This is a genomic window from Trinickia violacea, assembly GCF_005280735.1.
Taxonomy (GTDB): Bacteria; Pseudomonadota; Gammaproteobacteria; order Burkholderiales; family Burkholderiaceae; genus Trinickia_A; species Trinickia_A violacea.
In genome coordinates this window covers 1,840,702-1,866,226 of sequence record NZ_CP040077.1, presented here as the reverse complement: position 1 = coordinate 1,866,226, position 25,525 = coordinate 1,840,702, and the positions used below count along the sequence as shown (strand labels likewise).

Here is a 25,525-nt window from a genome sequence, read left to right as displayed (position 1 = left end):
ACGCTTAGGCGCCATTCGCGGCCGTTACCGGCGCGCGGTCGAAGAAGTAGATCCCGTGCGGCGAGCGCCCGACCGGAATGGTCTCGATCAGCTTGCGCGACGCGAGATCGATGATGCCGACCTTCTTCGCGAAGCGGAACGTCACCCACAGATACTTCTTGTCGGCGGTCAGCTCCATGTCGTCGGGGCCGGGCAAGAGGCCGGTGATGTCGCCCACGTTAGTGAGCGTCTCTTCGTCGATGATGCTGATCGTGCTCGCGACACGATTGCTGACCGCGACGTGCCGGCCGTCGTCGAGCGAGCGGAAGTTGTGCGCGCCGTTGCCGGTCTGAATCGTCTTCACGACCTTTTGATTGCGCCAGTCGACCACCGCCACGTAGTCGGCGCCCGTCATGCCGACGAGCAGGTATTTGTCGCCCGGCGTCATCCACAAGCCGGCCGGCACCTTGCCCACCTTCGTCTTCCATTTGACCGTTTGCGTCGGCAGATCGACGGCAGCGAGTTCGCCCGACACCTGCAGCGTGACGAACACCGTCTTGCTGTCGCTCGAAAACGCCATGTGGCTCGGCATCACTTCGAGCGGCAGGCGCTTGACGAGCACCGGATCGTGGCCGTCGTAGCGGTAGATGTCGAGACGATCGAGACGCAGGCCCGTGGTCACGAACCATTTATGGTCCGGCGAGAAACCGAGCTGGTAGGGATCTTCGATGTTTTCGAGCCAGCGTTGCGTCTTGCCCGTTTTCGGGTCGACGAACATCAGGTTGTTCGAAACGGAGTTGGCGACGATCAGCGACGCATTGTCGGGTGTCGCCATCAGGTGATGCGGTTCCTTGCCGGTCGGCACGGTGGCGACCACTTTGTGGGTCGTCTGATCGATCAGCGACAGCGTGGCTTCGCCGGAATTGAGCACGATGACGTTGTTCGCGTGCACGGCGGTGGAATACACGCCCGCCGCTGCCGCCAGTGCCACACCCGCCGCGAAAGCGCCGGCGGTGCCGTTCAAGCCGGCGAGGAAAAATTTGCGCATATCAACCTACGAGAAAATTGCAGCCGCCATTCTAGAACGTTTACCAGCGCTTCCGGTTGACTTACGTCAGCACAAATTCGGTCTGCAAACGCCGGTTTGACACGGTTTTGGCGGAAATGGACGGCGGCTGTTTGCGCGTTAGGAAGCCTTACCGCTGCATCGACTCCCACACCTTGTGGAGGCGTTTGATCGATACCGGCATGGGCGTGCGCAGCTCCTGTGCGAAGAGCGAAATTCGCAGTTCTTCGAGGAGCCAGCGGAATTCCGCGAGGCGCGGGTCGGGCACCCCGCCGCGCTGCGACAAAGCGCGCTGGTAGTGCTGCACGAGCGGCAGCAGCTCGGCCGCTTGACGCGTGTCGCGCGCGGGATCGGCCTTGAGCTTGTCGACGCGCAGCGCGATGCCCTTCAAATAGCGCGGGAAATGCGCGAGCTGCGCATAGGGCGTATCGAGCACGAAGCGCTTGCCGATCAGGGCGTTCAACTGGCTCTGAAGGTCCGTGTAGGCGGCCGCGAACGGCTTCGCCTGCACGAGCTTTTTCGCCGCCGCCGCATAGTCCGCGAGGATCTGCCCGACGAGCCGCGCGATCTCCTGCGCGAGCAGGTTCAGGCGGCTCTTGCCTTCGTCGCGGCGCGCGTGGAAGCTCGCGTCGTCGTCGGGAAGCGGGTCTTGCAGGCAGGCGCGGTCGAGCGCGGTGTCGATCAGCTGATCGCGCAATTCCTCCTGCGTGCCGAGCGGCATGAACTGCATCGCCATCTCGCGCAGGCCCGGCAGGTTCTTCTCCAGGTACTTGATCGGCTCGCGCAACTGCAGCGCGAACAAACGCCGCAGGCCCGCGCGGTGAATCCGCGCCGCCTCCTCCGGCGAATCGAACACTTCGACGTCGCAGTGCGTCGTGCGGTCGACGAGCGCGGGGTAGCCGAAGAGCGTCTGTCCACCGCGGCGGATTTCGAGCAGCTCGGGGAGCTTGCCGAAATTCCAGGTGGTCAGGTTGTCGTAGAGCGCAGTAGCGGGTGCTGCCTCTTGCGTGGCTCCGTGCGCGGCACGCGAGCCGCCTGCCGACGCAGGCGTTTGCGCCGCAGGCTTTCCGGCGGTCTCGTGTTGGCCGCCCCGGTCCACGCCGCGCGACCCTTCTCCACGGCCGGCGCTCGGCGCGGCGCCACCGCCCAGCGTCACCCCCGCTGCAAGCTTCTGGAAATGCCGCTGCGCTTCGCCGCCCAATTCCGCGCGCAGTTGCGCGAGATTGCGCCCCATCGCGAGCTGCCGGCCATGCTCGTCGATGACCTTGAAGTTCATGAACAAGTGCGCGGGCAGGGTCTCGAGCTTGAAGTCGGACTGCTTCATCGCGACTTGCGTGGTCTCGCGGACGTCGACGATCAGCGCTTCGACCAGGCCGCCCACGCCAAAGCGCTCGCCGCCCGCGCGGTCGACAAAACCGGCCGCGTACTCGGGCAGCGGCACGCAATGGCGGCGCAGCTTCTGCGGCAGCGACTTCAGCAGCAACTGCGTCTTTTCCTTGACCATGCCCGGCACGAGCCATTCGGCGCGGCGCGCGTCGACCTGGTTCAGCGCGAAGAGCGGCACTGCGAGCGTCACGCCGTCGCGCGGCGAGCCCGGCTCGAAGTGGTACGTCAGCCCCATTTCGACGCCGGCCATCGTCATGCGCTTCGGGAACAAGTCGGTCGTGACGCCGGCCGCTTCGTGGCGCATCAGATCGTCGCGCGACAAATACAGGAGGCGCGGCTTGTCCTCGGGCTGGCCGCTCTTTTTCACTTCGTCGCGATACCAGCGCTCGAACGCCGCGCCGGTATAGATGCCCTGCGGCAACGCCTGGTCGTAGAACGCGAAGATCAATTCGTCGTCGACGAGCACGTCCTGGCGGCGCGACTTGTGCTCGAGCTGCTCGATGTCGGCGAGCAGCTTGCGGTTGTGCGCGAAGAACGCGAGCTTCGTGTCGAACTCGCCTTCGACAAGCGCGCCGCGAATGAACAGCTCGCGCGCGCGCCGCGGGTCCTCCTTGCCGAACGCGACGCGCCGCCGGTGATAGACCGGCAGCCCGTACAGCACCGCGCGCTCGTAGGCGGTCACCTGAGCCGCGCGCTTTTCCCAATGCGGCTCGGAAAGCGATTTCTTGAGCAGATGCGCGCCGACCTTCTCGATCCACTCGGGCTCGATCTTGGCGAGACAGCGCGCGTACAGGCGGCTCGTTTCGACCAGCTCGGACGCCATCACCCAGCGCCCCGCCTTCTTCACGAGCGACGATCCTGGCCACAGGAAGAACTTGATACCGCGCGCGCCGAGATAGTGCGGCTCGTCGTCGGCTTTGAGGCCGAGGTTGCCGAGCAGGCCGGTCAAGAGCGCCAAATGGATCTGCTCGAAGGTGGCTTCCGCCTCCGAGAGACGCCAGCCGTGTTCGCGCACGACCGTCAGCAATTGCGAATGCACGTCGCGCCATTCGCGCAAGCGCAGATGCGACAGGAAGTTCGCGCGGCACGCGTCGGTCAGTTGCCGATTCGACTTCTTGTGCGCGACCGCTTCCTCGAACCACTTCCAGATCTTGAGCCACTGCAGAAATTCGGAGCGGTCGTCGGCGAAGCGCTTGTGCGCCTGGTCGGCCTGTTCCTGCGCTTCGATCGGACGGTCGCGTGGATCTTGCACCGACAACGCGCTCGCGATGATCAGCACCTCGGCGAGCGAGCCCTGATCGCGCGCCGCGAGAATCATCCGGCCCACGCGCGGATCGAGCGGCAGGCGTGCGAGCTCGCGGCCGAGCGGCGTCAGTTCGTTATCGTCGTCGACGGCGCCGAGTTCGTTCAGCAGCTGGTAGCCGTCGGCGATCGCGCGGCCCGGCGGCGGCTCGATGAATGGAAACGTTTCGATCGCTGTCAAATGCAGCGATTTCATGCGAAGAATCACCGATGCGAGCGACGAACGCAGAATCTCCGGATCGGTGAAGCGCGTGCGCGTCTGGAAATCGGTCTCTTCATACAGACGAATGCAGACGCCATCGGCCACCCGGCCGCAGCGCCCTGCCCGCTGGTTCGCCGCCGCCTGCGAGATCGGCTCGACCTGCAGCTGCTCGACTTTGTTCCGATACGAGTAGCGCTTCACGCGTGCGAGCCCCGTATCGACGACATAGCGGATGCCCGGCACAGTGAGCGACGTTTCGGCGACGTTGGTCGCGAGCACGATGCGCCGCGCGTTCGACGCCTTGAACACGCGCTCCTGCTCCGCCGCGGACAAGCGCGCGAACAGCGGCAGGATCTCGGTGTGCGGCGGATGGTGCTTGCGCAGGGCTTCGGCGGCGTCGCGGATCTCGCGCTCGCCCGGCAGGAACACGAGCACGTCGCCCGAGCCTTCGCGGCACAGCTCGTCGACCGCGTCGACGATGGCATCCATCAGGTCGCGGTCCGCTTCGCGCGCGCTTTTCTGGCGGTCGCGGCCGGACGTGCCTTCGGCCGCCTTCACCGCCGGGCTGTCTTCTTGAATCGCGCGGTAGCGCACCTCGACCGGATAGAGCCGTCCGCTGACCTCGATCACGGGTGCGGGTTTCGCTTCGGTGCCGAAATGGCGCGCGAAGCGATCGGCGTCGATGGTCGCCGACGTCACGATCAGCTTCAGATCGGGCCGCCTCGGCAAGATCTCCTTCAGATACCCGAGCAGAAAATCGATGTTCAGGCTGCGCTCGTGCGCTTCGTCGATGATGAGCGTGTCATACGCGCGCAACAGCGGATCGGTCTGCGTTTCGGCGAGCAGGATGCCGTCGGTCATCAGCTTGACGGAGGCACCCGGGGCGAGGTTGTCGGTGAAGCGCACCTTGTAGCCGACCACTTCGCCGAACGGCGTACCGAGTTCCTCGGCGATGCGGCGGCCGGTGGCCGATGCCGCGATCCGGCGCGGCTGCGTGTGGCCGATCAAGCCCGTGCCGCCCGCGCCGAGCCCGCGCCCGAGCGCGAGGCAGATTTTCGGCAGCTGGGTGGTCTTGCCCGAGCCCGTCTCGCCGGAGACGATCACGACCTGATGCTCGGAGATCGCGCGCGCAATTTCCTCGCGCCGGGCGGACACCGGCAGCGCTTCGGGAAATTCGATCGGTGGAACGGGATTGGGCTCGACGCGGCGCGCCGGACGGGCCGCCGCTCTTGCATCGCCCGGCTGCTTCGCACGCTGCGGATTCGGTTTTTCGCGCGCGCTCTGCGGGCCGCTCGCACCACCGTTTTTCTGGTGCTTGCCGTGCGCCGCGTCACGCGTCGGATTCGTGTTCGGCGCGGCAGGCTTTTTGGGTACATTCGACATGGGGGCGCATTATAATCCCGGCATGAATTCTCAAACCGACCTCATCTCTGCGCCCGAGCCCGTTCCGAGCACCTCGCCGGATGCGGAAACGCTCGCCGAACGCGCCCAATTCGTCGACTGGATGCGTTCGGTCGCTCCCTACATTCACAAGTTCCGCAACAAGACCTTCGTGGTCGGCTTCGGCGGCGAAGTCGTGCACGAGGGCTTGCTCAATGCGCTCGTGTCCGACATCGCGCTGTTGCAGGCGATGGGCATCCAGATGGTGCTCGTGCACGGCTCTCGCCCGCAGGTCGAGGAACAGATGAACCTGCACGGCGTGCAGTCGGAGTTCTCGCACGGCATGCGGATCACCGATGCGCGCGCGCTCGAATCCGCGAAGGAAGCCGCGGGTGAAGTGCGCCTCGACATCGAAGCGGCGATCAGCCAGGGCTTGCCGAACACGCCGATGGCGCACGCGCACATCAGCGTCGTGTCGGGCAACTTCGTGACGGCGCGCCCGGTCGGCATTCTCGACGGCGTCGATTTCCAGCACACGGGCCTCGTGCGCAAGATCGACGCGGAATCGATCCGCCTGTCGCTCGCGAGCGGCAAGCTCGTGCTGCTCTCGCCGCTCGGTTTCTCGCCGACGGGCGAGGCGTTCAATCTCTCGATGGAAGACGTGGCCTCGGCCGCTGCGATCGCGCTGCGCGCCGACAAGATCGTCTTCCTCACCGAGACCCAGGGCCTCACGGACGAGAACAGCGAGCTGATCGCCGAAATGTCGCTCGACGAGGCGTACAAGCTGCATGAAAGCGGCGAAGTGAAAGGCGACGCGGGCTTCTATCTGAAGCATTCGGTGCGCGCGTGCCGCGGCGGCGTCGCGCGGGCGCACATCGTGCCCTACGCGCTCGACGGCAGCCTCCTGCTCGAACTGTTCCTGCACGACGGCGTCGGCACGATGATCTCGTACGAGAACCTCGAAAGCCTGCGCGAAGCGACGCCGGACGACGTCGGCGGCATCCTCCAGCTGATCGAGCCGCTCGAATCGGACGGCACGCTCGTGCGGCGCGGACGTCACCAGATCGAACGCGACATCGACCACTTCTCGGTCATCGAGCACGACGGCGTGCTGTTCGGCTGCGCGGCGCTCTATCCGTATCCGCAGGAGCGCATCGGCGAGATGGCGTGCCTGACGGTCGCGCCCGAAGCGCAAGGCTCAGGCGACGGCGAGCGGATCTTGAAGCGCATCGAGCAGCGCGCGCGGGCCCGCGGCCTCACACACATCTTCGTGCTGACCACGCGCACCGAGCACTGGTTCTTAAAGCGCGGCTTCAAGAAGGCAACGGTCGACGACCTGCCCGAAGACCGCCGCCGCCTCTATAACTGGCAGCGCAAATCGCTCGTGCTGTTGAAACAGCTCTGAGCGAGCGCGTCCAAGTCACGCTAAGCTGCCCCCACATCGACTACAGGAGAAGTACAAGATGACCCGTATGGTTCAATGCGCGAAGCTCGGCAAGGAAGCCGAGGGCCTCGATTTCCCGCCGCTGCCGGGCGAGCTCGGCAAGCGCCTTTATGAAAGCGTTTCGAAGGAAGCGTGGCAGGGTTGGCTCAAGCACCAGACGATGCTCATCAACGAGAACCGCTTGAACATGGCCGATCCGCGCGCGCGTCAGTATCTGATGAAGCAGACGGAGAAGTACTTCTTTGGCGACGGCGCGGACCACGCGTCGGGTTACGTGCCGCCGGAGCAGAGTTGACGCAGCGTCGAGTATCGCAAGCTGCATGACTCGAAAGACCGGCCCGCAATGCGGGCCGGTCTTTTGCACCCGCCGCAATCCCCCGCCCAGCAAGCGATCGAGCGCTTCGCCCAGTCCGCCGCCGAGCCCGGGTTTGCAGCGAACGCTTACATCGTGATACGATCTGCATCTTTCCAACAGCAATTCACCTTCATTCGCGTTCAATTTCATGCGTACCCGCTTTGCGGCGCGGCGAGATTGAATATCTTTTGACACAGAAAGGCTTGTCGGTTGCAGCGCTCAGAAGCGCATCGGGCATCCGGCCTTTATCGTTCCAAGCCTAGACACGGCGTGTGCCGGCCAACGAGGAAACCGTCCTCGTGGGATTCGTCCCCTAGCGGCCGGTTCGATCTGCCCTCCCATCGGGCAGGCGCCGCCCCAGCAGCATCACTCTCGAGTGCACTTTCGCGTGTTCGGCGCGAGGCACGGGCGTTTCTTTTTCTTCGATTTGTCCGCCGCCGGCTCGAACTCGCGAGCGTGCACGTTTTCGGCAATCGTGGCCGCATCGGGACACGAATCGCATCCCGATTCGGCCCAGTCACAGGAGTTTTTGACCTTGACCGCTTCACTCAACGGCCCCGCGCGAAACCAACAACAAGACAACGCCCCCCTCAAAGCCGACGACGTCACCGTCGTCGATAAAAGCCTGCTCAAGCGCGCCGTCGGTGCGATGGCGCTGGGCAACGCCATGGAATGGTTCGACTTCGGCGTGTACAGCTACGTCGCCGTGACGCTCGGCAAAGTGTTCTTCCCGTCGAGCAGCCCCTCCGCGCAATTGATCGCGACCTTCGGAACCTTCGCTGCCGCATTTCTCGTGCGGCCGATCGGCGGCATGGTGTTCGGGCCGCTCGGCGACCGCATCGGCCGCCAGCGCGTGCTCGCGATGACGATGATCATGATGGCCGTCGGCACGTTCGCGATCGGCCTGATCCCGAGCTACGGCACGATCGGCATCTTTGCGCCCGCGCTGCTGTTGCTCGCGCGTCTCGTGCAGGGCTTCTCGACCGGCGGCGAATACGGCGGCGCCGCGACCTTCATCGCCGAGTACTCGACGGACAAACGCCGCGGCTTCATGGGCAGCTTCCTCGAATTCGGCACGCTGGCGGGCTACATCCTCGGCGCGGGCACGGTCGCGCTCTTGACGGCCACGCTAAGCGAAGACGCGATGCTCTCGTGGGGCTGGCGCGTGCCGTTCATGATCGCCGGGCCGCTTGGCTTGATCGGGCTCTACATCCGCATGAAGCTCGAGGAGACGCCTGCCTTCAAGCGCGAGGCCGAAGCACGCGAGGCGCTCGACCGCGCCGCACCGAAGCAGTCGTTCGGCAAGATGCTCGCCGCGCAATGGAAACCGCTCCTCTTGTGCGTCGGCCTCGTGCTGATCTTCAACGTCACGGACTACATGGCGCTGTCGTACTTGCCGAGCTATCTGTCGGCGACGCTGCACTTCGACGAAACGCACGGCCTCTTCCTCGTGCTGCTCGTGATGGTGCTGATGATGCCGCTCACGCTCGCGGCGGGGCATCTGTCGGATGCGATCGGGCGCAAGCCGGTGATGCTCGCGGGCTGCGTCGGCCTGCTGTTGCTTTCGATTCCGGCGCTGATGCTGATTCAAACCGGCGAGACGCTGCCGGTGTTCGGCGGCCTCATGATCCTCGGCGCGCTGCTGTCGTGCTTCACGGGCGTGATGCCATCGGCGCTGCCCGCCCTCTTCCCGACCGCGATCCGTTACGGCGCGCTCGCGATCGGCTTCAACGTCTCGGTGTCGCTGTTCGGCGGCACGACGCCGCTCGTCACCGCCTGGCTCGTCGAAACGACCGGCAACCTGATGATGCCCGCGTACTACCTGATGGGCGCGGCAGTGATCGGGATCGTGTCGGTGGTCGCGCTCGCGGAGACCGCGAAGCAGCCGCTCAAGGGCTCGCCGCCCGCCGTGGCGACGCGCGCCGAAGCGCATGCGCTCGTGCGCCAAGCGCGTGAGGCCGAGGAGATGAACGACGACGTCTATGCCCCGGTGGCAACCGTACGCGTTTAAGCACTCCGTCTAGAAGCGAAACGGGCGCTGCACACGATATGCAGCGCCTTTTATGTTTACGCGACGAGCGTATGCAGCGCAGCCTCGGCGCGATCGTCTTCTATCGTCAGCATCCCCGCCGAGATCGGCAGCTTGAAGCGGCGCGGCCCTGCACTACCTGGATTGACGAACAGCACGCCATCGCGTTCTTCGACTTGCGGCTTGTGCGAGTGCCCGGTGACGACTACGCACACACCGTCCGCAAGCGCATCGAACTGCAAATCGGCGATGTCGTGCACGACGTGGATCTTCACGCGCTGCACTTCGAGCGTCGTCGATACCGGCAAGTGCGCGGCCCATTCGCCGAAGTCGTTATTGCCGCGCACCGCCGTCACCGGCGCGATTTGCGCGAGCGCGTCGAGCACGTGCGGCGCGCAGATGTCGCCTGCATGAATGATGGCGTCGCATCCCGCAAGCCATTGCAGCGCTTCGGGACGCACGAGATTGTGGGTGTCGGAAATCAGGCCGATGCGGGAGACGCTCATCGCGTGAGTGGCGGTTTGCGATAGGAAGGTCCCGCCATCTTACGCTCGCCTGCGGCCAAGCCAACCACACATAGGAAACAGCTCAGGCCGTGTCAGGCGCGCATGGCGCCCGATGCCTCGCTTAGTGCAGCTGGCTGTGATGATGGGCGCAAATGAATTCGCGCGAACGAGTCAGCGCGGCTTGCGCGCCCTTCGTCGCGACCATGAGGCTCACGCGGCCGAGGCTGAAATCCGTGGAGACGAGCATTTCCATCAGCGCGAACATTGGCAGCACCACCGACGGGTTGTACAACTGCTTTTCGATCAAGTCCCTCATTTCCGCCCCTTCGCGCTGTGCGGTTTTTCGCGCCGCTACGCCCTCTATGTTTCGATGGGTTCCATTCTAGGGACGAGGGTCGTGCGGATAAATGCGCGAAAGTGAAAGTCACTTGTCGGCACAGGCGAACAATCGGAAAGACCTTGAGGATGGGCCGCAAATGCGCGCGGCGGCGAGTGTGGCGGCGGGCTTGGAGTGGCGTTTGGAGGCGCGTTTGGAGGCGCTCGCGCATCGGCTCGCGAGAGCCGGTGCGCGTCAAACTTCGATGAACGGACGCCCGATTATTCGAGCGGTGCGTTGACGAACTCCGGCAGCGCCTCCGCGCGCGCCGAAAACGCAGCGAGCGCCGGATAGCGCGCCGGATCGATCATGCCGGGCAAGATGTATTGCGTGAAGCGCCACGCAACCGCCACCGTGATATCGGGCTGCATCATGCGGTTACCGACGAGCCAGCCGTCGGCGCTGCCGATCTGCTTTTCGAGCAAATCGTAAGCGGCAGCCAATTGTCCTTGCAGCCGCACAAGCCACGGCTCATGTTGCTTCTCCTGCGGACGAAGCTCGCGCTCATAGACGATCTGCACCGTCTTTTCGGCAGCCGCGAGCGCGTAGCCGACCAATTGCAGCGCACGCGTGCGCTCGGCACCGCGCTGGGGCATGAGGCGCGCGTCGGGCGGAACCTTATGGTCGAGATGATCGAGAATCAGCGTCGATTCGATCAGCACGGTCCCGTCGTCTTCGATGAGCGTCGGCGCCTTGACGATCGGATTCAGTTTCGCGAACTCGTCGAACGTGCGAAACACCGACAGACTGCGATGTTCGAACGGAATGCCGAGCACCGCCATCGAGATGGCGACGCGACGCACGAACGGGGAATCCAGCATGCCAACCAATTTCATTCCGGGCCTCGTTGCTTCAGAGTGAAGGGAGGATGACTGTAGCAGCGGATGCGGCTTCGTGAAAAGGTCTGTCGACGCCGCGCGCGCCTTATCGAAGTCGCGGAAAACTAAACGTCGACGATCACGAGCGTTCCGTGACTGCCGGGGAGTACCGCGTGCGGCACGCCGGCCTCGGCGAGATACATCTGCCCCGCGCCGACCAGGATGGTTTCCCCGGCGACCTGAAGCCTCAACTCGCCGCTCGCGACGATCAGCGCTTCGTTGTAGTCGTGCGTCTCTTCGCCGTACGCTTGCTCGTCCATTTTGAGGACCTTGATCCGCGCGGGTCCAACGTGCCCGACGATCGACGACTTCCAGGCGTCGGGCAGGCTCGCGGCAAACGTATCGAAATCGATCAGTGACATAAGCGTCGCTCGCTGACAAAAACCGCATCATAAAAGCGGAACGAGCGCGCTTCCCGATACAGCGAACCGGCGACGATCCGGTACAGCGGGTTTCGATTCGGCGTTCGGAAGAAGAAAAAGCGCCCGGACAGGGTGACCGGGCGAAGCCACCGGACTGCCGGCGGCGGAGGTAACGGCAAGATTCGTGAGTCGGCCCGCCTTGATACGTTTGAATCGACTGCGGACCGGCTTCTTGTTCCTGGCGGCCGGAACGCCGCTAAGCGATGGGTGTTCCGGCTGCGTGGAGAGCTTGGGCGGCCTGGATAGTGTCCCGGCCTCCCCTGCTTACTGACCGAAGAAAATCGGCTTCGTGCCGGCAGCCGTCGCCGGGCTTCCCGACTGCGACGATGCGCTCACGGCCGTGCCGTAACCCGTTGCTTGCGATTGCGGACCACCTGCCTTCTGAGCGGCGACGCGCGCTTCGGCGGCCTGGATGTCGGCCGGATAGTCGTAGTCGTTTGCACGGGCCGGGTTGTAGCCGGCTTGTTCGAGCTCGATGAGTTGCTGGCGGACTTCAGCGCGCGTCAACGGCTGGTTCGACTGCTGGGCGAACGACACAACCGGAGCGGCAAGAATGGCGGCGATGGCAACGGCCTTGATCAGCGATTTCATGATGAACTACCTCCAAAGATTGTCTTGTCGGGGCTCACAAACGCTTGTGTTCGGAGCCGATGAACACAGTCTAGTCGCGCAGCTCTTAAGGGTTAATACCTAATTAGTGAAAACATTGTTGTTCGCCGCGTCACAATGACAAATCGCTTTCGGGAGCCATTCGAGGCGGTGCCAATAACCTGCCGAATAGGTGTCGATAGGCGCCGCCAAGCGTGCCGATAAAGGGCTCGATAAACAAAAAACCCAGTCCGAAAACGGACTGGGCAAAGTCGCCAGGGCAAGCGACGGAGATTTCGCGCGGGTCGCAAAGCAGTCCCCTAAAACGATTCGGCCTGCTTTGCGTCGATTCGATATCGAGCGCCCATCCGGGCGCCCGTGCCGGCTCGAAACGTGCCGGATTGCCGATTACGGATGTTGATAGACCGAGATCGGAGCCGAGTAGCTGCTGGCCGTCTTGCTGCGCAGGCCCGATTGCGACGTGGCGCTCGCTTCCGAACCGAAGCCGCTCGTGTTGGCTTGCGCTACGCTGTTTTCCGAGGCAACGCGGGATTCGGCCGCTTGAATCCGCTCCGGATAGGTGGTCTTGTCGCCGCCGATGCTGTAACCGGCCTTTTCGACTTGGACCAGATCCGCACGCACTTGAGCGCGCGTCACCGGCTGGTTCGATTGGGCAAACGAAGCAACGGGAGCAGCAAGAACGAGAGCGACGGCAACGGCCTTGATGAGCGATTTCATGATCACTACCTCCAAATATTTGATTTCCGAAGCTGCAAACGTCTGTTGTTTGTCTGCAGCGATTGGAAGCAAGTCTAGGAGCGCAGCGATCTAGGGTAAATACCTAGAATGCGAATTCACTATTCTTCAATTCCTCACAATCAGAACCGGTGACGAATACCGGCGCCCACCAGCAACTGGTTTTGGCTCGAAGACGGCGCAGCGGTATTGATCACCGCCGGCGCATCCTGCGAGGCGCGCTGGTAGAGCGCCTCGACGTAGGCATCGGTGCGCTTCGAGAGCAGGTAGACCGTTTGAAGGCCACCCTGGTGCCAATGCTGGCTCGCACTCTTCGTGTAGGTATACGAACCGGCAAGCGACAGCGCGGGCATCAACTGATAGGCCGCATTGACTTCGTAGTTGCTGAACCCGACCGAAGGCATCGCGCTTGCGGTATCGGCATCGGTCACGCCGCTGAACGTCGAGCGCGACCATGCGCCTCCCAGCGTGAAGTCGCCGAACGCATAGCTCGCTCCAACGCCGTAGGTGTTCCGCGTGCCGACGACGGCGTCGAACACGTCCCGGTTGGCGCCGGGGAGGCTGACGCTCTCGTACGCGCCGCCATCGGTGGCGCCCGCGCCGTTCACATGCAACCATGCGGCGCCGGCATTGAACGAACCGTTGCGGTAGCTTGCACCCAAGCCGTACGCACGGTTGTTCGCGAATTGCCCCGCTGCGTTCGACAGTGCGTACATACCGCCAAACGTCAGTCCTCCGAACGATGGGCTCTCGTACTTGACCGCGTTGCGCGCAAGGTGCGAGTTGTTCGCATTGTCGTTGTCGAAGGGATGAGCGAACGCCGTGCCGCCTGCGCCGCCCGTCATGGTGAACGGCGCCAGATAGTCATGGATGGGGTCGTACTGATAGCCGAGCGTGACCGTGCCTAACGACTCGTTGGCCAAGCCCAGATAGAACGGATGATCGTTGAAGCTTTCGCCCGACGTCATGGAAAAACCGCGCTCGAGCCGGAATACCGCCTTGTTTCCGCCGCCGAGGTCTTCCGCGCCTTGAAGGCCCCAGTAGTTTCCGTCGATGAGGCCGCTCGTGGCTTCGTACTTCGCATGGCCACCCACGTTGCTCAACCAGGCCAGACCCGTATCGAGTTCGCCATAGAGTGTCACGCTGCTTTGCGCGTGCGCGTCGATGGTGTAAACCGCGAGCGCAAACGTGCCGATCGTCGCGCCAACACGCGATGCTTTTCTTGTTGCCAACATATCCATGTGTTCCTGAAATGCGTGATGAAACGAGCGGCGCACGTGCCGTCACGCCGCTCCAGCGACCGCCGGCGCGCGCCGGCGATTCTTTGAGGCTCAATACCAATGGCCGTAGCGGCGGATGTATGCGGTCTTGACGCACTGGGTCAGCAGCATGTAGGCCGCGATAGTCGCAACCAGCCACCACCAGTAGCTGTGGTCCAGCGCCTGGAAACCGAGCGCCGACGCGAACGGCGAGAACGGCAGCCAGCAGCCGATCAAAATCGCGACGGTCGTCGAAAGCGTGACCGGCAGTGCAGCCATGCTCTGCAGGAACGGGATCCGATGCGTGCGCAGCATATGGACGACCAGCGTCTGCGACACCAGACCCTCGATGAACCAGCCGGAGTTCATGATGATCTGGCCGCCGCCAGTCGCGTGGTAAGCCGCGCCGGCACCAAACACCGTCCACATCAGCCAGAAGGTCGTAATGTCGAACACGGAGGACGTCGGCCCGAGCCAAATCATGAAGCGGCCGATGTTGCCGGCATCCCACTTGCGGGGCTTCTTGAGAAACTCGGGGTCCATCTTGTCCCACGGCAGGAACATCTGCGACAGGTCATAGATCAGGTTCTGGATCAGCAACTGCATCGCGAGCATCGGCTCCCACGGCAGGAACGCACTGGCGATCAGCACCGAGAACACGTTGCCGAAATTCGAGCTCGCGGTCATGTTCAGGTACTTGAGAATGTTGCCGAACGTTTCCCGGCCCGTGATGACACCCTCCTCGAGCACCATCAGACTCTTTTCGAGCAGGATGATGTCGGCGGTCTCCTTGGCGATATCGGTGCCGGTGTCGACCGAGATCCCCACATCGGCGTCGCGCAGCGCAGGGGCATCGTTGATGCCGTCGCCGAGGAATCCCACCGTGTGCCCGTTTGCCTGCAGCGCCTTGACGACGCGTGCTTTCTGCAACGGCGTGAGTTTCGCGAAGACCGTCGTGCGCTCGACCGCTGTGCCGAGCTCGTCGTCATTCATGCGTTCGACGTCTCGGCCAAGCAGCGGCGTGCCGGGATCGAGACCCACGTCGCGGCAGACTTTCGCCGTCACGATCGGGTTGTCGCCTGTGAGCACCTTGACGCTCACGCCATGCTCGTTCAGCGCGCGGATGGCTTGCAGCGCCGAATCCTTCGGCGGATCCAAGAAGGTCAGGAAGCCGCGCACCACCAGCCGTTGCTCGTCCGCGGTCCCGTATTGCTGCTTGGCCTCGTCGCTCGCAATCTCGCGCGTGGCGACCACGAGCACCCGGTAGCCCTCCTCGTTGTATTCCTGCGACCGCGCAATCATCGCGCTGCGCGCAGCCCCATCCAGTTCGCGGACTACGCTGCCTTCCTGAATATGCGTGGATACCGCGAGCATTTCCTCGACCGCGCCTTTGGACACCATCAGCTGGCTGCCGTCGCTGCGCGCGACCACCACCGAGAGGCGGCGGCGCACGAAATCGAACGGCAGCTCGTCGACCTTCGCAAAATGCGCCTGTGTGGCCGCCACGCCGGCTGCATTCGCGTGCTGCACGATCGCGATATCCATCAGGTTCTTCTGTCCGCTCTGATGGAAGCTGTTCAGCCACGCAAGCTCGAGGATGTGATCGTCACGTTGGCCGTGGATGTCCAGATGGTGCTCGAGGATGATGCGGTCCTGCGTGAGCGTGCCGGTCTTGTCGGTACAAAGCACATCCATGGCGCCGAAGTTCTGGACGGAGTTCAGGCGTTTCACGACCACCTTGCGGCGCGCCATGGCCACCGCGCCCTTGGCGAGGTTCGCCGACACGATCATCGGCAGCATTTCCGGCGTCAGACCGACCGCTACGGCAAGCGAGAACGTCAGTGCGGAAAGCCAATCCCCTTTCAACAGGCCGTTGATGAGGAAAACGACAGGCACCATCACGAGCATGAAACGGATCAGCAGCCACGACACGCTGTTCACGCCGCGATCGAAACTCGTTTCGACGCGCTTGCGACTGGTTACGTTTTTCGCGAGCGCGCCGAAAAAGGTTTCGACGCCGGTCGCGACCACGACGCCGGTCGCCGTGCCGCTCACGACATTGGTGCCCATGAAGCAGAAGTTCGGCAGTTCGAGCGGATCGGCTGGACCGTCGGTGCCGGAATGCGCCGACTTCTGCACCACCGCGCCGAGCGTGTCGTACTTTTCGACGGGCAGGGCTTCGCCCGTGAGCGCAGCCTGGCTGATGAACAGGTCCCTTGATTGGATCAGGCGGAGATCGGCGGGAATCATGTCGCCGGCCTGCAGGGTAACGATGTCGCCGACCACGAGATCGGACATCGGAATTTCCCGCTTGATCGACTTGGCGGATTTCGAGGCGCGGCGCGCGACGGTTGCGGTGCTGCGCACCATCGACTTGAGCCGTTCTGCAGCCTTGTTCGACCGGTACTCCTGCACGAAGCGCAGCAGGCTGCTCACGGTGACCATCGTGAGCAGGATGCTCACGCCGGTCCAATCGCGGTCGCCGGGTGCGGCGAAGTAGATGTCCGTGCAGTAGCTGATACCCGCCAGCACGAGCAGCACGATCACGAACGGATTACGGAAGGCGTGCAACAGTTGAATCAGGGCGTGAGGCGGCTTGTCGTGGGCGACCTCGTTCGGGCCCGCGCTCTTCAGGCGCCGCTCGGCGTCGGCTTCGACCAAGCCGTCGAGCGAGCTTTGCGTATGCAGCAACGTGTCCTCGATGCTGTTGCCCGCTTCGCTGGCCACTCGCGCGGAAGCTTTGTTACGGCCATCATTCGACGGTGTACTTAGGAATCCTCTCTGCTCTCGCCGAGAGTGACGATCGGGTGTGTGTCGGTTTTGCATTGATTCTTCCGGGCGTCGAGCAGGCGCAAGCCAGCCCGACGCCCCGGCCTGAAAAAGTGAAAATTAGCGGTTCAGCAGAACCGGGCGCGGACTGCGGCCCACCACTTGCCGAGCGGCGCGATGCGGCTGCGCTCGCTGGAGTGCAATGTCAGCAGCGAGTCGTAATGAGCGCGCGCCTCCTGAATGTGAGGCAGCTCGGATACGAGAAGAGCGTATTGCATGAGGTTCCTCCGTCCGGGCTGTGGCCCGGCGCATCGTTTAGGCGCCTGCAGCAAGGCCTGAACCATGACGCCAACGCTCAGTGCGGCGATGACGTGGAACGGCACGGCCTCCGCTCAGGCGGAAGGGATAACGGATTGGCGTAAGGGACAAGAGTCGCTGTCAGGCATACGTGCTCCTTTCTCGTGCCTTTTGCACGAGGGCAATGATTCAGTCACGCATCGCGCAAATCGTGCGAGCGTGCGCAGACACTGTCGCGGGTATCTGGACGCGCGACATCGAGCGTATGGGCGAGCGTCATGACGCTAATCCATGCGTTGATCGGTGAAGGTGCGGGGGGGATTGCGAAGAAAACTGCGATGCGCACCATCCTGCCTGCTGGCGGGACGGCGGCTTGGAGGGGCGGACGTCCTGCCGGTCAGGCAGTCAAACTTTTCGGAGATCGACTACTGCAAGAGTCCAAGGCATCAGCCCCTGAAATGAGAATGGACGCATAGTAAACACCGTGAAAGTTGATGTCAACAAAACGCAGGAATATTTTGGACTGCGGCCGAACTTGCGCCGCTAAATCAGATTAGTTCTGCTAATTCATCTGGGGCGTCGGTTCGCAATATCGGACTAGTCCGACCGACCTTGCTTGCGCTCACCGGTAACGCGGTTTCATGAGCCGCGCGCGAAAGCCCGGTGGTCGAATTCCTTCCACCGGGCTATTTGAACTGGGAAAGCCCTGCAACGGCTATGCATGGCTAGGAGATGAGATGGTGCCCGGGACCGGACTCGAACCGGCAAGCCGTTAAGCGGCGGATTTTCATCACACTGAATCTTTCGAAGCCGGCGATGCGGTCATCACCGTTCGTGCGCTGGACTATGCCTTCGCCGTGGCATCCCGCACGTTTCGTGCGGCGAGCGGTAGGCGCCCCCCGTCTAGTCTCTACACCTTCCTGACGCGGTCGTCGCGACCGGAATCGGGCTTGGCTCGGCGTTGCCTCGGCCTAGTACGCCGCACGACAATCGCGGGCGATTCGAACCAGGGGTTTCACCGAATTTGAAGGGTTCTGCACCGGCCGTTTCCGGCTCGGGCACTCAATTTTTTAAGTCCGCTATGTTTACCAATTTCATCACCCGGGCAGGGCGGACGCGATTCTACCATCGCGCCGACGATGCACCAACTGCGCCCCCGATACCCTCGCAAAGATCCTGGCGCAAAGACATACGGCCCCGCTTTTCCCGGCACAGAAACGCACCGCCCCCTGCCCCGACGCTTCGATCCACGTCGAAACATCCCGCCACAGCGGCTGCTACGCTCGCCATTGAACTCACCCGAAAGGAGAACTTCGATGACGACCAGCACGGACTCCGAGATCCTCCACATCTACGAGGCGTGGCATCGATCGGTCACGAATCGCGATCTCGACGGACTCGTGTCGCTCTACGCAGAGAACGCCATCCTCGAAACGCCGCTGATCGTGGCGACGCTGCCCGAGCACGGCGACGGCATGCTCGTGGGCAAGCAGGCTATCCGCGAATTCTTCGCGGCAGGCCTGCGCCAGCTTCCGAGCAACCTCGGACGGTGGTATCGCACGGGCGTCTTCTTCGCCAACGGCAAACAGTTGGTGTGGGAGTACCCGCGGCAGACGCCCGAAGGCGACCAGGTCGATCTCGTCGAGGTCATGGATATCGCCGGTGGTCTCATCGCCCATCATCGCGTGTACTGGGGATGGGTCGGCTTCAAGTCGCTCATGGCCACGGCTACACGACAAGCGGCACAGCCGTGAGCGTCGGATGTCGAATCGCACTGCCCGGCGCGTGCTCGCGGCGACGAGCGTGAGCTACACGATCGTGTTGCTCGACGCCTCGATCGTCAATGTCGCGCTGCACGCGATCGGCCACTCGCTCGGCAGCGGCGTGGCCGGGCTGCAATGGGTCGTCAACGCCTACACGCTGACGTTCGCTAGCCTCTTGATGACGGGCGGCACGCTCGGCGACCGGCTGGGTGCGCGCAACGTCTATCTTGCCGGCCTCGCGCTCTTTTCGCTGGCCTCGGCGCTGTGCGGCTTCGCTCCGACCCAAACGACGCTAGCGCGCGCGCGTTGCAGGGCGCGGGCAGCGCGATGCTCGTGCCCGCTTCGCTCGCGCTCATCAATCGCGCTTTTCCCGAGCCGGCCGAGCGCGCGGCGGCGGTGAGCTTGTGGATGGGCTGCGGCGGCGTGGCGATGGCGTCCGGGCCGCTGATCGGCGGGCTCCTGATCGAGCTGTTCGGCTGGCGGAGCCTCTTTTTCGTGAACGTGCCGATCGGGCTTGCCGGGCTTTGGCTGACCTTGCCGGTCGAGCGCGACGTCATCGCGCAGAACGGGCGCTCTGACGAACGCTTGCGGGCGCACTTCGACTGGCCCGGCCAGGCCGCCGCCATCGTCGCACTCGGCGCGCTGATCGCTGTGCTCATCGAAGGACCGGCGCTCGGCTGGAAATCGGCTGCGATCGTGGCCGGCATCGTCGCAAGCGCCCTCGCCTGGAGTGCTTTCCTTTTCATCGAGTCGCGAGGCCGCCATCCGATGCTGCCGCTCGCTTTCTTTCGCGACGCCCTGTTCGCGGGCTCGACCTTCGTCTCGATGGCCTCCGCGTTCGTGTTTTACGGCATGTTCTTCACGTTCAGTCTCTTTTTCCAGCAAGCGCGAGGCGCTTCGCCGCTTCACGCGGGGCTCGCGTTTCTGCCGATGAGCGGCATGGTCGCGCTCGGCGGGCTCTCGTCGAGCCGCATCGCCAAGCGCATCGGCGAGCGGATTTCGATGTGCGCGGCGTTCGGGCTGTACGCGGCGGGCGCGCTCGGCATGATGTTGTCGACGGCCGGCTCGCCCTACTGGATGGCGGTCGCGCCGATGCTCGCGATCGGCCTTGCCTCGGGCTTGATATCGCCGGCAGCGACCTCGCCTGCGCTCGGCACGGTCGAGAAGAGCCGTGCGGGAATTGCGGCGGCGGTGCTCAACTCCGCGCGTCAAAGCGGTGCGGCGCTAGGCGTTGCAATCTTCGGAACATTCATCTCGACGCTGCATGCGTTCCAAACGGCGATGCATGTCGCGCTCGCGACCGTCATTGCGGTCTCGGTGGCAGCCGCGGCGGTATGGTGGGTCACGACGCGGCGCAAGAACGTCCGCGATGCGGACGGCGCGCGATCCGCACTCGAGGCTGGCGAGCGCTGCGCCGCACACGAATAAAGAAACGCGGCCCGACGATCAGGCCCGCGATCGGGCCCGTCCCGGCAAACGGCCGCACAAAAGATGCATGGCCGATGCGCAAAAACGTCACGTAAGGGACATATTCTGTCTAGATAATTCCCCCTACGAAAACGATTACATCAGCGCACGACCAGGATGAAACACACTATCAAGGATGTTGCCGCCTACGCCGGCTTTTCGATCGCCACGGTTTCGCGCGCGATCAACGCTCCCCATTCCGTGAATCGCGTCACGCTCGAAAAGATCCGCGAGGCGATCGACGCGCTTCAATTCATCCCCAACCCGCTCGGCCGCCAGTTGCGCAGCGACCGCACACGCTTGATCGGCGTGGTGCTCCCGACCCTCGCCAATCCCGTGTTCGCCGAGTGCCTGCAAGGGATCGACGAATTGGCGTCGGCGCAAGGCTACCGTCTCATGCTGATGACGACGCAATACGACGCCGACCGCGAGCGCCACGCGATCGAAACGCTGCGCGCGCAACGCGTCGAGGGCCTCATCCTGACCGTCGCCGATGCCGACACGCACCCGCTCCTCGACGAGCTCGACCACGCGGGCCCTCGCTATGTGCTGATGCACAACGACACGGTGCGCCGTCCGGCGGTATCGGTCGACAACCGGCTCGCGGCTTACGAAGGCGTGCGCATGCTGATCGCGCACGGCCACCGGCGCATCCTGATGCTGGCCGGCACGCTCGCCGAATCGGACCGCGCCCGGCTGCGCTACGTCGGCTATTCGCAGGCGATGCAGCAAGCGGGCCTCACACCCGCCCCCGCGCTCGAAGTCGATTTCAACGCCGACGAACTCGCGCCTTCGGTGCTGGCGCACCTGACGACGGGCGCCAACCGCCCCACCGCGCTCTTCTGCAGCAACGACCTGCTCGCGATGGTCGTCATGCGCGGGCTGCGCCGTGCGTCGTACTCGGTGCCGGAACACATGTCGATTCTCGGCTTCGACGGCCTCGCGGTCGGCGAGCTGCTGTCGCCGCCGCTCGCGAGCCTGCGCACGCCGAACCGCGAGATCGGCTGCGCGGCGTGGCAACGCCTCATGAACCGCATCGAAGGCACCGCCGACGGCGAATCGCTCTCGCTGACCTTGCCGCATACGCTGCGCGCGGGCGAGACGATCTGCGCGATCTCGGACACCGTCGGTCATCGCTAAGCCGTGCGCCGCTCGCCGCCTGGGCCGGCCACATGTGCCGGCCACATTAGCGCTCGTACCGGACCCCGACATCGGCATCACCCGCAGCACCCCATAAGCCCCTTCCCAACGTCCGCAAGGAGACCCGCTGTGACACGTCGTTCATTTTCCGTTCGCGCGCCCCTGCGCCGTCTGTTTGCCAAGGCCGGCACCGCCGCGCTAATCGCCGCGGCCATGCCCGCCGCCGGCATCGCGCTCGTCGCCGCCCCGCAGCCCGCGCACGCCGACGAAACCGCGATCTGCTACAACTGCCCGCCCGAATGGGCCGACTGGGCGAGCCAGATTCAGGCGATCCAGCAGAAGACCGGCGTCCGCGTCCCGTTCGACAACAAGAACTCGGGCCAGGCGATCGCGCAGCTGATGGCGGAGCAAAAGAGCCCAGTGGCGGACGTGGTGTATCTCGGCGTGTCGTCGGCGTTCCAGGCGAAGGACAAGGGCGTGATCCAGCCGTACAAGCCCGCGCACTGGAGCGACATCCCCGCGAACATGAAGGACCCGCAAGGCTACTGGTTCGCGATCCACTCGGGCACGCTCGGCTTCTTCGTCAACAAGGACGCCCTCGAGGGCAAGCCCGTGCCGCAATCGTGGGCCGATCTGCTCAAGCCCGAGTACAAGGGGATGATCGGCTATCTCGATCCGTCGAGCGCATTCGTCGGCTACGCGGGCGCGGTGGCGGTGAACCTCGCGCTCGGCGGCTCGATGGACAATTTCGAGCCGGGCCTCAACTGGTTTCGTCAGCTGAAAGCGAACGCGCCGATCGTGCCGAAGCAGACCGCCTACGCGCGCGTGCTGTCCGGTGAAATTCCGATCCTGCTGGACTACGATTTCGATGCGTACCGCGCGAAATACAAGGATCACGCGAACGTCGAATTCGTGATCCCGAAGGAAGGCACGATCTCGGTGCCGTACGTGATGAGTCTCGTGAAGGGCGCACCGCACGAAGCGAATGGCAAGAAGGTGCTCGACTTCGTGCTCTCCGACGAGGGGCAGAAGCTGTGGGCGAATGCGTATCTGCGGCCCGTGCGCGCGAACCAGATGAGCGCCGACGCCGCGTCGAAGTTCCTCCCGCCGAGCGACTACGCGCGAGCCAAGCCCGTCGACTTCGCGAAGATGGCCGAGAAGCAGCAGGCATTCGGCGAACAGTATCTGCAAATCATGCATTGATCGCGGCGGCGACAAGAGGGCGCTGTATGTGAACCCGCACGGCGCCCTGCCGCCGCCCTTTGAAGCGTCCTTTCCCATGCACGACATCACGTTTCCGCTGCGCTGGCGCATCGCGCTGATCGCGCCGGCGCTGGCCGTCTTCACCGCATTCTGGCTGCTGCCGATGGGCATGCTCGTCCAGGTGAGCGCCGACGGCCACGCGTTCGACACCTACCGCGCGCTGCTCGCCAACGGGCGCTACATGAGGAGCCTCGGCGCGACGGTCGTGTTGTCCGCCGCGGTGACGCTCACCACGCTCGCGCTCTCCGTCACCTCGGGCCTCCTGCTCGCGCGCCGCGAATTCTTCGGCAAGCGCACGCTGCTCGCGCTGCTCACGTTTCCGCTCGCGTTTCCGGGCGTGGTGGTCGGCTTCATGGTGATCATGCTCGCGGGGCGGCAAGGGCTGATCGGCGCGCTGTCGCTGCGGCTCACCGGCGACAAGTGGGTGTTCGCCTACTCGATGACCGGCCTCTTCTTCGGCTACCTCTATTTCTCGATTCCGCGCGTGATCGTGACCGTCATGGCGTCCGCGACGAAGCTCGACCGCTCGCTCGAGGAAGCCGCGCGCTCGCTCGGCGCGTCGCCGTGGCAGATCATGCGCGACATCGTGCTGCCCGCGCTCTCCCCTGGCCTCATCGCCGCGGGCGCCGTGTGCTTCGCGACCGCGATGGGCGCGTTCGGCACCGCGTTCACACTCGCGACCGATATCGACGTGCTGCCGATGACCATCTACACCGAGTTCACGCTGAACGCGAACATGGTGACGGCAGCGGGGTTGTCGATCGTGCTCGGTGTGGTGACTTGGCTCGTGCTGGCCATTGCACGCAATGTGACGGGTTCCGCGGTTGCGGCCACGGCTTAAGGGCGAGGGATCGAATCGATGAGCACGCTGCTGGAAACGCCCGCCGAAGCCTCCGCCATGCGCCGCGCGATGCTGCGCGTCAAAGACGGCTTCTCGCTGCGCCATCTTCTCGCGGCCGGTCAATGGGCCGTCACGCTCCTGATCTGCGCGTTCCTGATCGTGCCGGTCGTGATGTCGATCCTCGCGGGCCTGACCGTGAACTACTTCCGCGGCGTGTCGAGCGGACTCACGCTGCGGTGGCTCGAACAAGTGTGGACGCAGTATCACGACTCGGTGTTCCTCTCGCTCGAAATCGCGGCCGCCACGCTGATCATCACGCTCGTCATCGGCGTGCCCGCCGGATACGCGCTCGCGCGCAGCAAGACACGCGCATCGCGCATCGTCGAAGAACTGCTCGTGCTGCCGATCGCGCTGCCGGGTCTCGCTTCGGCGCTCGCGCTGCTGGTGCTCTATGGCGGCATGACCGCGTTTCGCACGAGCGCGGCGTTCATCGTCGTCGGCCATGTGGTGTTCACGCTGCCGTTCATGGTGCGCGCCGTGGCCGCCGTGGCCGCGAGTTCCGATCTGCGCACGCTCGAAGAAGGCGCGGCGAGCCTCGGCGCGACCTTCTGGCAACGCTTCACGACGATCGTGCTGCCGAACGTGCGGCCCGGCATCGTCGCGGGCGCGCTCGCCGTGCTCACGCTCTCGATCGGCGAATTCAACCTGACGTGGATGCTGCACACGCCCGATACGAAGACGCTGCCGGTCGGCCTCGCCGATACCTACGCGTCGCTGCGTATCGAAGTCGGCAGCGCGTATACGATCCTCTTTTTCATCATGACGATGCCGCTGCTCGTCGCGATGCAATGGCTCGGCGTCGATGCGACGGGCCAGCGCGGCTTAGCCAGGAAGCCCCGCAAAAAACGCCGGACGTCCAGCGCCTCCTGATTTCTTCGATCGCTTTCGAACGACCCGACCACGATGAAACTCGCTCCCGTTCCCATCACGCTCACGCAATGCGCGAAGACCTTTCGCGGCACGCGCGTGCTCGAGCCGCTCGATCTCGCGATCGGCGCCGGCGAAACGCTCGTGCTGCTCGGGCCTTCCGGCTGCGGCAAGACGACGACGCTGCGCATCATCGCCGGCCTCGAAACGCCCGACGCGGGCGGCCAGGTGCGCTTCGGCGACGACGACGTGACGCGCCTGCCGATCGAGCGCCGGCAAGTCGGCATGGTGTTCCAGAGCTACGCGCTGTTTCCGAACCTGACCGTGCGCGGCAACATCGGCTACGGCCTGAAGATCAACAAGACCGATGCGGCCGTCGCGCGCCAGCGCGTCGACGAGCTGCTCGCGATGATGCGGCTCGATGCGCACGCCGATAAGCCGATCGACCAGCTCTCGGGCGGTCAGCGGCAACGCGTGGCGCTGGCTCGCGCGCTCGCGCTGCAGCCGCGCGTGCTCCTGCTCGACGAGCCGCTCACCGCGCTCGACGCGCGCCTGCGCGACACGTTGCGAAGCGAAATGAACACGCTTTTGCGCAGCCTCGGCGTGACGACGATTTACGTGACGCACGATCAAGCCGAAGCGATGGAACTCGGCGACCGCATCGTCGTGATGAGCGCGGGCCGCATCGAGCAGATCGGCACACCGCGCGACATTTACTTCCGGCCCGCGAACCGGACGGTCGCGCAGTTCGTGGGCACGATCAACCGGCTTGCAGGACAATGGCGAAACGGCGCGTTCGAGACGACCGGCGGCAGCATCGTGCTCGATCAGGGCATTCGCGCCGTTCGCGAGACTCAGGCGCCCGAGCTGTTCTTCCGTCCCGAAGACGCGCGTCTCGCCGACCCGGCCGGCGCGCAGTTGCGCGGCACGATCGAGGCGGTGTCGTTTCTCGGCGAGCGCACGCGGCTCACGATCGGCGGCGCGGCGCCCGATGCGCTCTTCATCGATGTCGCGGGCCGCATCGAGCTCGCGCGCGGCACGGCGGTGGGAATTGCGATCGCGCCTGAAGGGTTGATCGCGCTTGCGTAGCACGCCGCATCATCACGACAAACACTCTGAGAGAACCCCAC

20 protein-coding genes and 1 pseudogene are annotated in these 25,525 nt (G+C 64.3%); 10 read left to right on the top strand and 11 right to left on the bottom strand.

The genetic code is table 11. From position 1 onward, the window contains the following. Positions 1 to 4: 4 nt before the first annotated feature. Both FAZ95_RS08405 and hrpA read right to left on the bottom strand, forming a co-directional pair. The gene (locus tag FAZ95_RS08405; RefSeq protein WP_137332027.1) at positions 5 to 1,027 is read right to left on the bottom strand and encodes a YVTN family beta-propeller repeat protein; all 1,023 of its coding nucleotides are present in this window, start codon (positions 1,025 to 1,027) and stop codon (positions 5 to 7) included. A gap of 148 nt (positions 1,028 to 1,175) precedes the next feature. Then, positions 1,176 to 5,318: an ATP-dependent RNA helicase HrpA gene (gene hrpA / locus FAZ95_RS08400; RefSeq protein WP_137332026.1), complete on the bottom strand. Its 4,143-nt coding sequence runs from the start codon at positions 5,316 to 5,318 to the stop codon at positions 1,176 to 1,178. A gap of 22 nt (positions 5,319 to 5,340) precedes the next feature. Here hrpA and argA point away from each other — a divergent pair, with 22 nt between their 5' ends. The 3 genes from argA to proP all read left to right on the top strand — a co-directional run bounded on the left by argA (position 5,341) and on the right by proP (position 9,125). Beyond that, positions 5,341 to 6,720, top strand: a complete 1,380-nt coding sequence (argA, locus tag FAZ95_RS08395; protein WP_137332025.1) for an amino-acid N-acetyltransferase — start codon at positions 5,341 to 5,343, stop codon at positions 6,718 to 6,720. 58 nt (positions 6,721 to 6,778) lie between these two features. Next, positions 6,779 to 7,054 (top strand): oxidative damage protection protein, encoded by a 276-nt coding sequence (locus tag FAZ95_RS08390; protein WP_137332024.1) that lies wholly within the window; start codon positions 6,779 to 6,781, stop codon positions 7,052 to 7,054. 595 nt (positions 7,055 to 7,649) lie between these two features. Beyond that, positions 7,650 to 9,125 carry a glycine betaine/L-proline transporter ProP gene (proP, locus tag FAZ95_RS08385; RefSeq protein ID WP_137332023.1) on the top strand — a complete coding sequence of 492 codons (1,476 nt, stop codon included), beginning with the start codon at positions 7,650 to 7,652 and terminating at the stop codon, positions 9,123 to 9,125. A 56-nt stretch (positions 9,126 to 9,181) separates the two neighbouring features. On the opposite strand, the gene FAZ95_RS08380 is transcribed toward proP, so the two are convergent. The 9 genes from FAZ95_RS08380 to FAZ95_RS39250 form a co-directional block, all read right to left on the bottom strand. Then, complete coding sequence (locus tag FAZ95_RS08380; RefSeq protein WP_137332022.1) at positions 9,182 to 9,649, bottom strand: metallophosphoesterase family protein; 468 nt, start codon at positions 9,647 to 9,649, stop codon at positions 9,182 to 9,184. 121 nt (positions 9,650 to 9,770) lie between these two features. Then, the gene (locus FAZ95_RS08375; protein ID WP_137332021.1) at positions 9,771 to 9,965 is read right to left on the bottom strand and encodes a hypothetical protein; all 195 of its coding nucleotides are present in this window, start codon (positions 9,963 to 9,965) and stop codon (positions 9,771 to 9,773) included. Positions 9,966 to 10,246: 281 nt separating this feature from the next. Continuing rightward, a complete protein-coding gene (locus FAZ95_RS08370; RefSeq protein WP_137332020.1) occupies positions 10,247 to 10,861 on the bottom strand; it encodes a glutathione S-transferase family protein in 615 nt (204 codons plus the stop codon). Positions 10,862 to 10,968: 107 nt separating this feature from the next. Beyond that, positions 10,969 to 11,265: a cupin domain-containing protein gene (locus FAZ95_RS08365; protein ID WP_137332019.1), complete on the bottom strand. Its 297-nt coding sequence runs from the start codon at positions 11,263 to 11,265 to the stop codon at positions 10,969 to 10,971. Between the two features lie 324 nt (positions 11,266 to 11,589). Further along, on the bottom strand, positions 11,590 to 11,916 hold the full coding sequence (locus FAZ95_RS08360) for a DUF4148 domain-containing protein (RefSeq protein WP_137332018.1): 327 nt from the start codon (positions 11,914 to 11,916) through the stop codon (positions 11,590 to 11,592). 405 nt (positions 11,917 to 12,321) lie between these two features. Further along, positions 12,322 to 12,651 (bottom strand): DUF4148 domain-containing protein, encoded by a 330-nt coding sequence (locus FAZ95_RS08355; RefSeq protein WP_137332017.1) that lies wholly within the window; start codon positions 12,649 to 12,651, stop codon positions 12,322 to 12,324. Between the two features lie 140 nt (positions 12,652 to 12,791). Continuing rightward, positions 12,792 to 13,904, bottom strand: a complete 1,113-nt coding sequence (locus FAZ95_RS08350; RefSeq protein ID WP_137332016.1) for a porin — start codon at positions 13,902 to 13,904, stop codon at positions 12,792 to 12,794. Positions 13,905 to 14,000: 96 nt separating this feature from the next. Continuing rightward, positions 14,001 to 16,754, bottom strand: coding sequence for a magnesium-translocating P-type ATPase (gene mgtA / locus FAZ95_RS08345; protein ID WP_137332015.1), 2,754 nt, complete (start codon positions 16,752 to 16,754; stop codon positions 14,001 to 14,003). A gap of 71 nt (positions 16,755 to 16,825) precedes the next feature. Continuing rightward, on the bottom strand, positions 16,826 to 16,975 hold the full coding sequence (locus FAZ95_RS39250; RefSeq protein ID WP_175425478.1) for a hypothetical protein: 150 nt from the start codon (positions 16,973 to 16,975) through the stop codon (positions 16,826 to 16,828). 1,335 nt (positions 16,976 to 18,310) lie between these two features. Here FAZ95_RS39250 and FAZ95_RS08335 point away from each other — a divergent pair. The 7 genes and pseudogenes from FAZ95_RS08335 to FAZ95_RS40680 all read left to right on the top strand — a co-directional run bounded on the left by FAZ95_RS08335 (position 18,311) and on the right by FAZ95_RS40680 (position 25,484). Continuing rightward, positions 18,311 to 18,748: a nuclear transport factor 2 family protein gene (locus FAZ95_RS08335; RefSeq protein ID WP_137332014.1), complete on the top strand. Its 438-nt coding sequence runs from the start codon at positions 18,311 to 18,313 to the stop codon at positions 18,746 to 18,748. 7 nt (positions 18,749 to 18,755) lie between these two features. After that, a pseudogene (locus FAZ95_RS08330) lies at positions 18,756 to 20,185 on the top strand (MFS transporter). Positions 20,186 to 20,341: 156 nt separating this feature from the next. Then, positions 20,342 to 21,364, top strand: a complete 1,023-nt coding sequence (locus FAZ95_RS08325) for a substrate-binding domain-containing protein (RefSeq protein WP_137332013.1) — start codon at positions 20,342 to 20,344, stop codon at positions 21,362 to 21,364. Between the two features lie 129 nt (positions 21,365 to 21,493). Continuing rightward, complete coding sequence (locus FAZ95_RS08320; RefSeq protein ID WP_175425551.1) at positions 21,494 to 22,567, top strand: ABC transporter substrate-binding protein; 1,074 nt, start codon at positions 21,494 to 21,496, stop codon at positions 22,565 to 22,567. Between the two features lie 76 nt (positions 22,568 to 22,643). Continuing rightward, a complete protein-coding gene (locus tag FAZ95_RS08315) occupies positions 22,644 to 23,468 on the top strand; it encodes an ABC transporter permease (protein WP_137332012.1) in 825 nt (274 codons plus the stop codon). Positions 23,469 to 23,525: 57 nt separating this feature from the next. Next, entirely contained in the window at positions 23,526 to 24,398 is an 873-nt protein-coding gene (locus tag FAZ95_RS08310) for an ABC transporter permease (protein ID WP_254699896.1), read from the top strand. Between the two features lie 33 nt (positions 24,399 to 24,431). Beyond that, positions 24,432 to 25,484 carry an ABC transporter ATP-binding protein gene (locus FAZ95_RS40680; protein ID WP_137332010.1) on the top strand — a complete coding sequence of 351 codons (1,053 nt, stop codon included), beginning with the start codon at positions 24,432 to 24,434 and terminating at the stop codon, positions 25,482 to 25,484. The last annotated feature ends 41 nt before the right edge of the window (positions 25,485 to 25,525 follow it).

What these genes read in the sequence shown, in the direction of transcription:
- FAZ95_RS08405 (WP_137332027.1), bottom strand. Translation starts at nt 1,027, where the DNA reads ATGCGCAAATTTTTCCTCGCCGGCTTGAACGGCACCGCCGGCGCTTTC.
- hrpA (WP_137332026.1), bottom strand. Translation starts at nt 5,318, where the DNA reads ATGTCGAATGTACCCAAAAAGCCTGCCGCGCCGAACACGAATCCGACG.
- argA (WP_137332025.1), top strand. Translation starts at nt 5,341, where the DNA reads ATGAATTCTCAAACCGACCTCATCTCTGCGCCCGAGCCCGTTCCGAGC.
- FAZ95_RS08390 (WP_137332024.1), top strand. Translation starts at nt 6,779, where the DNA reads ATGACCCGTATGGTTCAATGCGCGAAGCTCGGCAAGGAAGCCGAGGGC.
- FAZ95_RS08380 (WP_137332022.1), bottom strand. Translation starts at nt 9,649, where the DNA reads ATGAGCGTCTCCCGCATCGGCCTGATTTCCGACACCCACAATCTCGTG.
- FAZ95_RS08375 (WP_137332021.1), bottom strand. Translation starts at nt 9,965, where the DNA reads ATGAGGGACTTGATCGAAAAGCAGTTGTACAACCCGTCGGTGGTGCTG.
- FAZ95_RS08370 (WP_137332020.1), bottom strand. Translation starts at nt 10,861, where the DNA reads ATGAAATTGGTTGGCATGCTGGATTCCCCGTTCGTGCGTCGCGTCGCC.
- FAZ95_RS08365 (WP_137332019.1), bottom strand. Translation starts at nt 11,265, where the DNA reads ATGTCACTGATCGATTTCGATACGTTTGCCGCGAGCCTGCCCGACGCC.
- FAZ95_RS08360 (WP_137332018.1), bottom strand. Translation starts at nt 11,916, where the DNA reads ATGAAATCGCTGATCAAGGCCGTTGCCATCGCCGCCATTCTTGCCGCT.
- FAZ95_RS08355 (WP_137332017.1), bottom strand. Translation starts at nt 12,651, where the DNA reads ATGAAATCGCTCATCAAGGCCGTTGCCGTCGCTCTCGTTCTTGCTGCT.
- FAZ95_RS08350 (WP_137332016.1), bottom strand. Translation starts at nt 13,904, where the DNA reads ATGTTGGCAACAAGAAAAGCATCGCGTGTTGGCGCGACGATCGGCACG.
- mgtA (WP_137332015.1), bottom strand. Translation starts at nt 16,754, where the DNA reads ATGCAAAACCGACACACACCCGATCGTCACTCTCGGCGAGAGCAGAGA.
- FAZ95_RS39250 (WP_175425478.1), bottom strand. Translation starts at nt 16,975, where the DNA reads ATGCAATACGCTCTTCTCGTATCCGAGCTGCCTCACATTCAGGAGGCG.
- FAZ95_RS08335 (WP_137332014.1), top strand. Translation starts at nt 18,311, where the DNA reads ATGACGACCAGCACGGACTCCGAGATCCTCCACATCTACGAGGCGTGG.
- FAZ95_RS08325 (WP_137332013.1), top strand. Translation starts at nt 20,342, where the DNA reads ATGAAACACACTATCAAGGATGTTGCCGCCTACGCCGGCTTTTCGATC.
- FAZ95_RS08315 (WP_137332012.1), top strand. Translation starts at nt 22,644, where the DNA reads ATGCACGACATCACGTTTCCGCTGCGCTGGCGCATCGCGCTGATCGCG.
- FAZ95_RS08310 (WP_254699896.1), top strand. Translation starts at nt 23,526, where the DNA reads ATGCGCCGCGCGATGCTGCGCGTCAAAGACGGCTTCTCGCTGCGCCAT.
- FAZ95_RS40680 (WP_137332010.1), top strand. Translation starts at nt 24,432, where the DNA reads ATGAAACTCGCTCCCGTTCCCATCACGCTCACGCAATGCGCGAAGACC.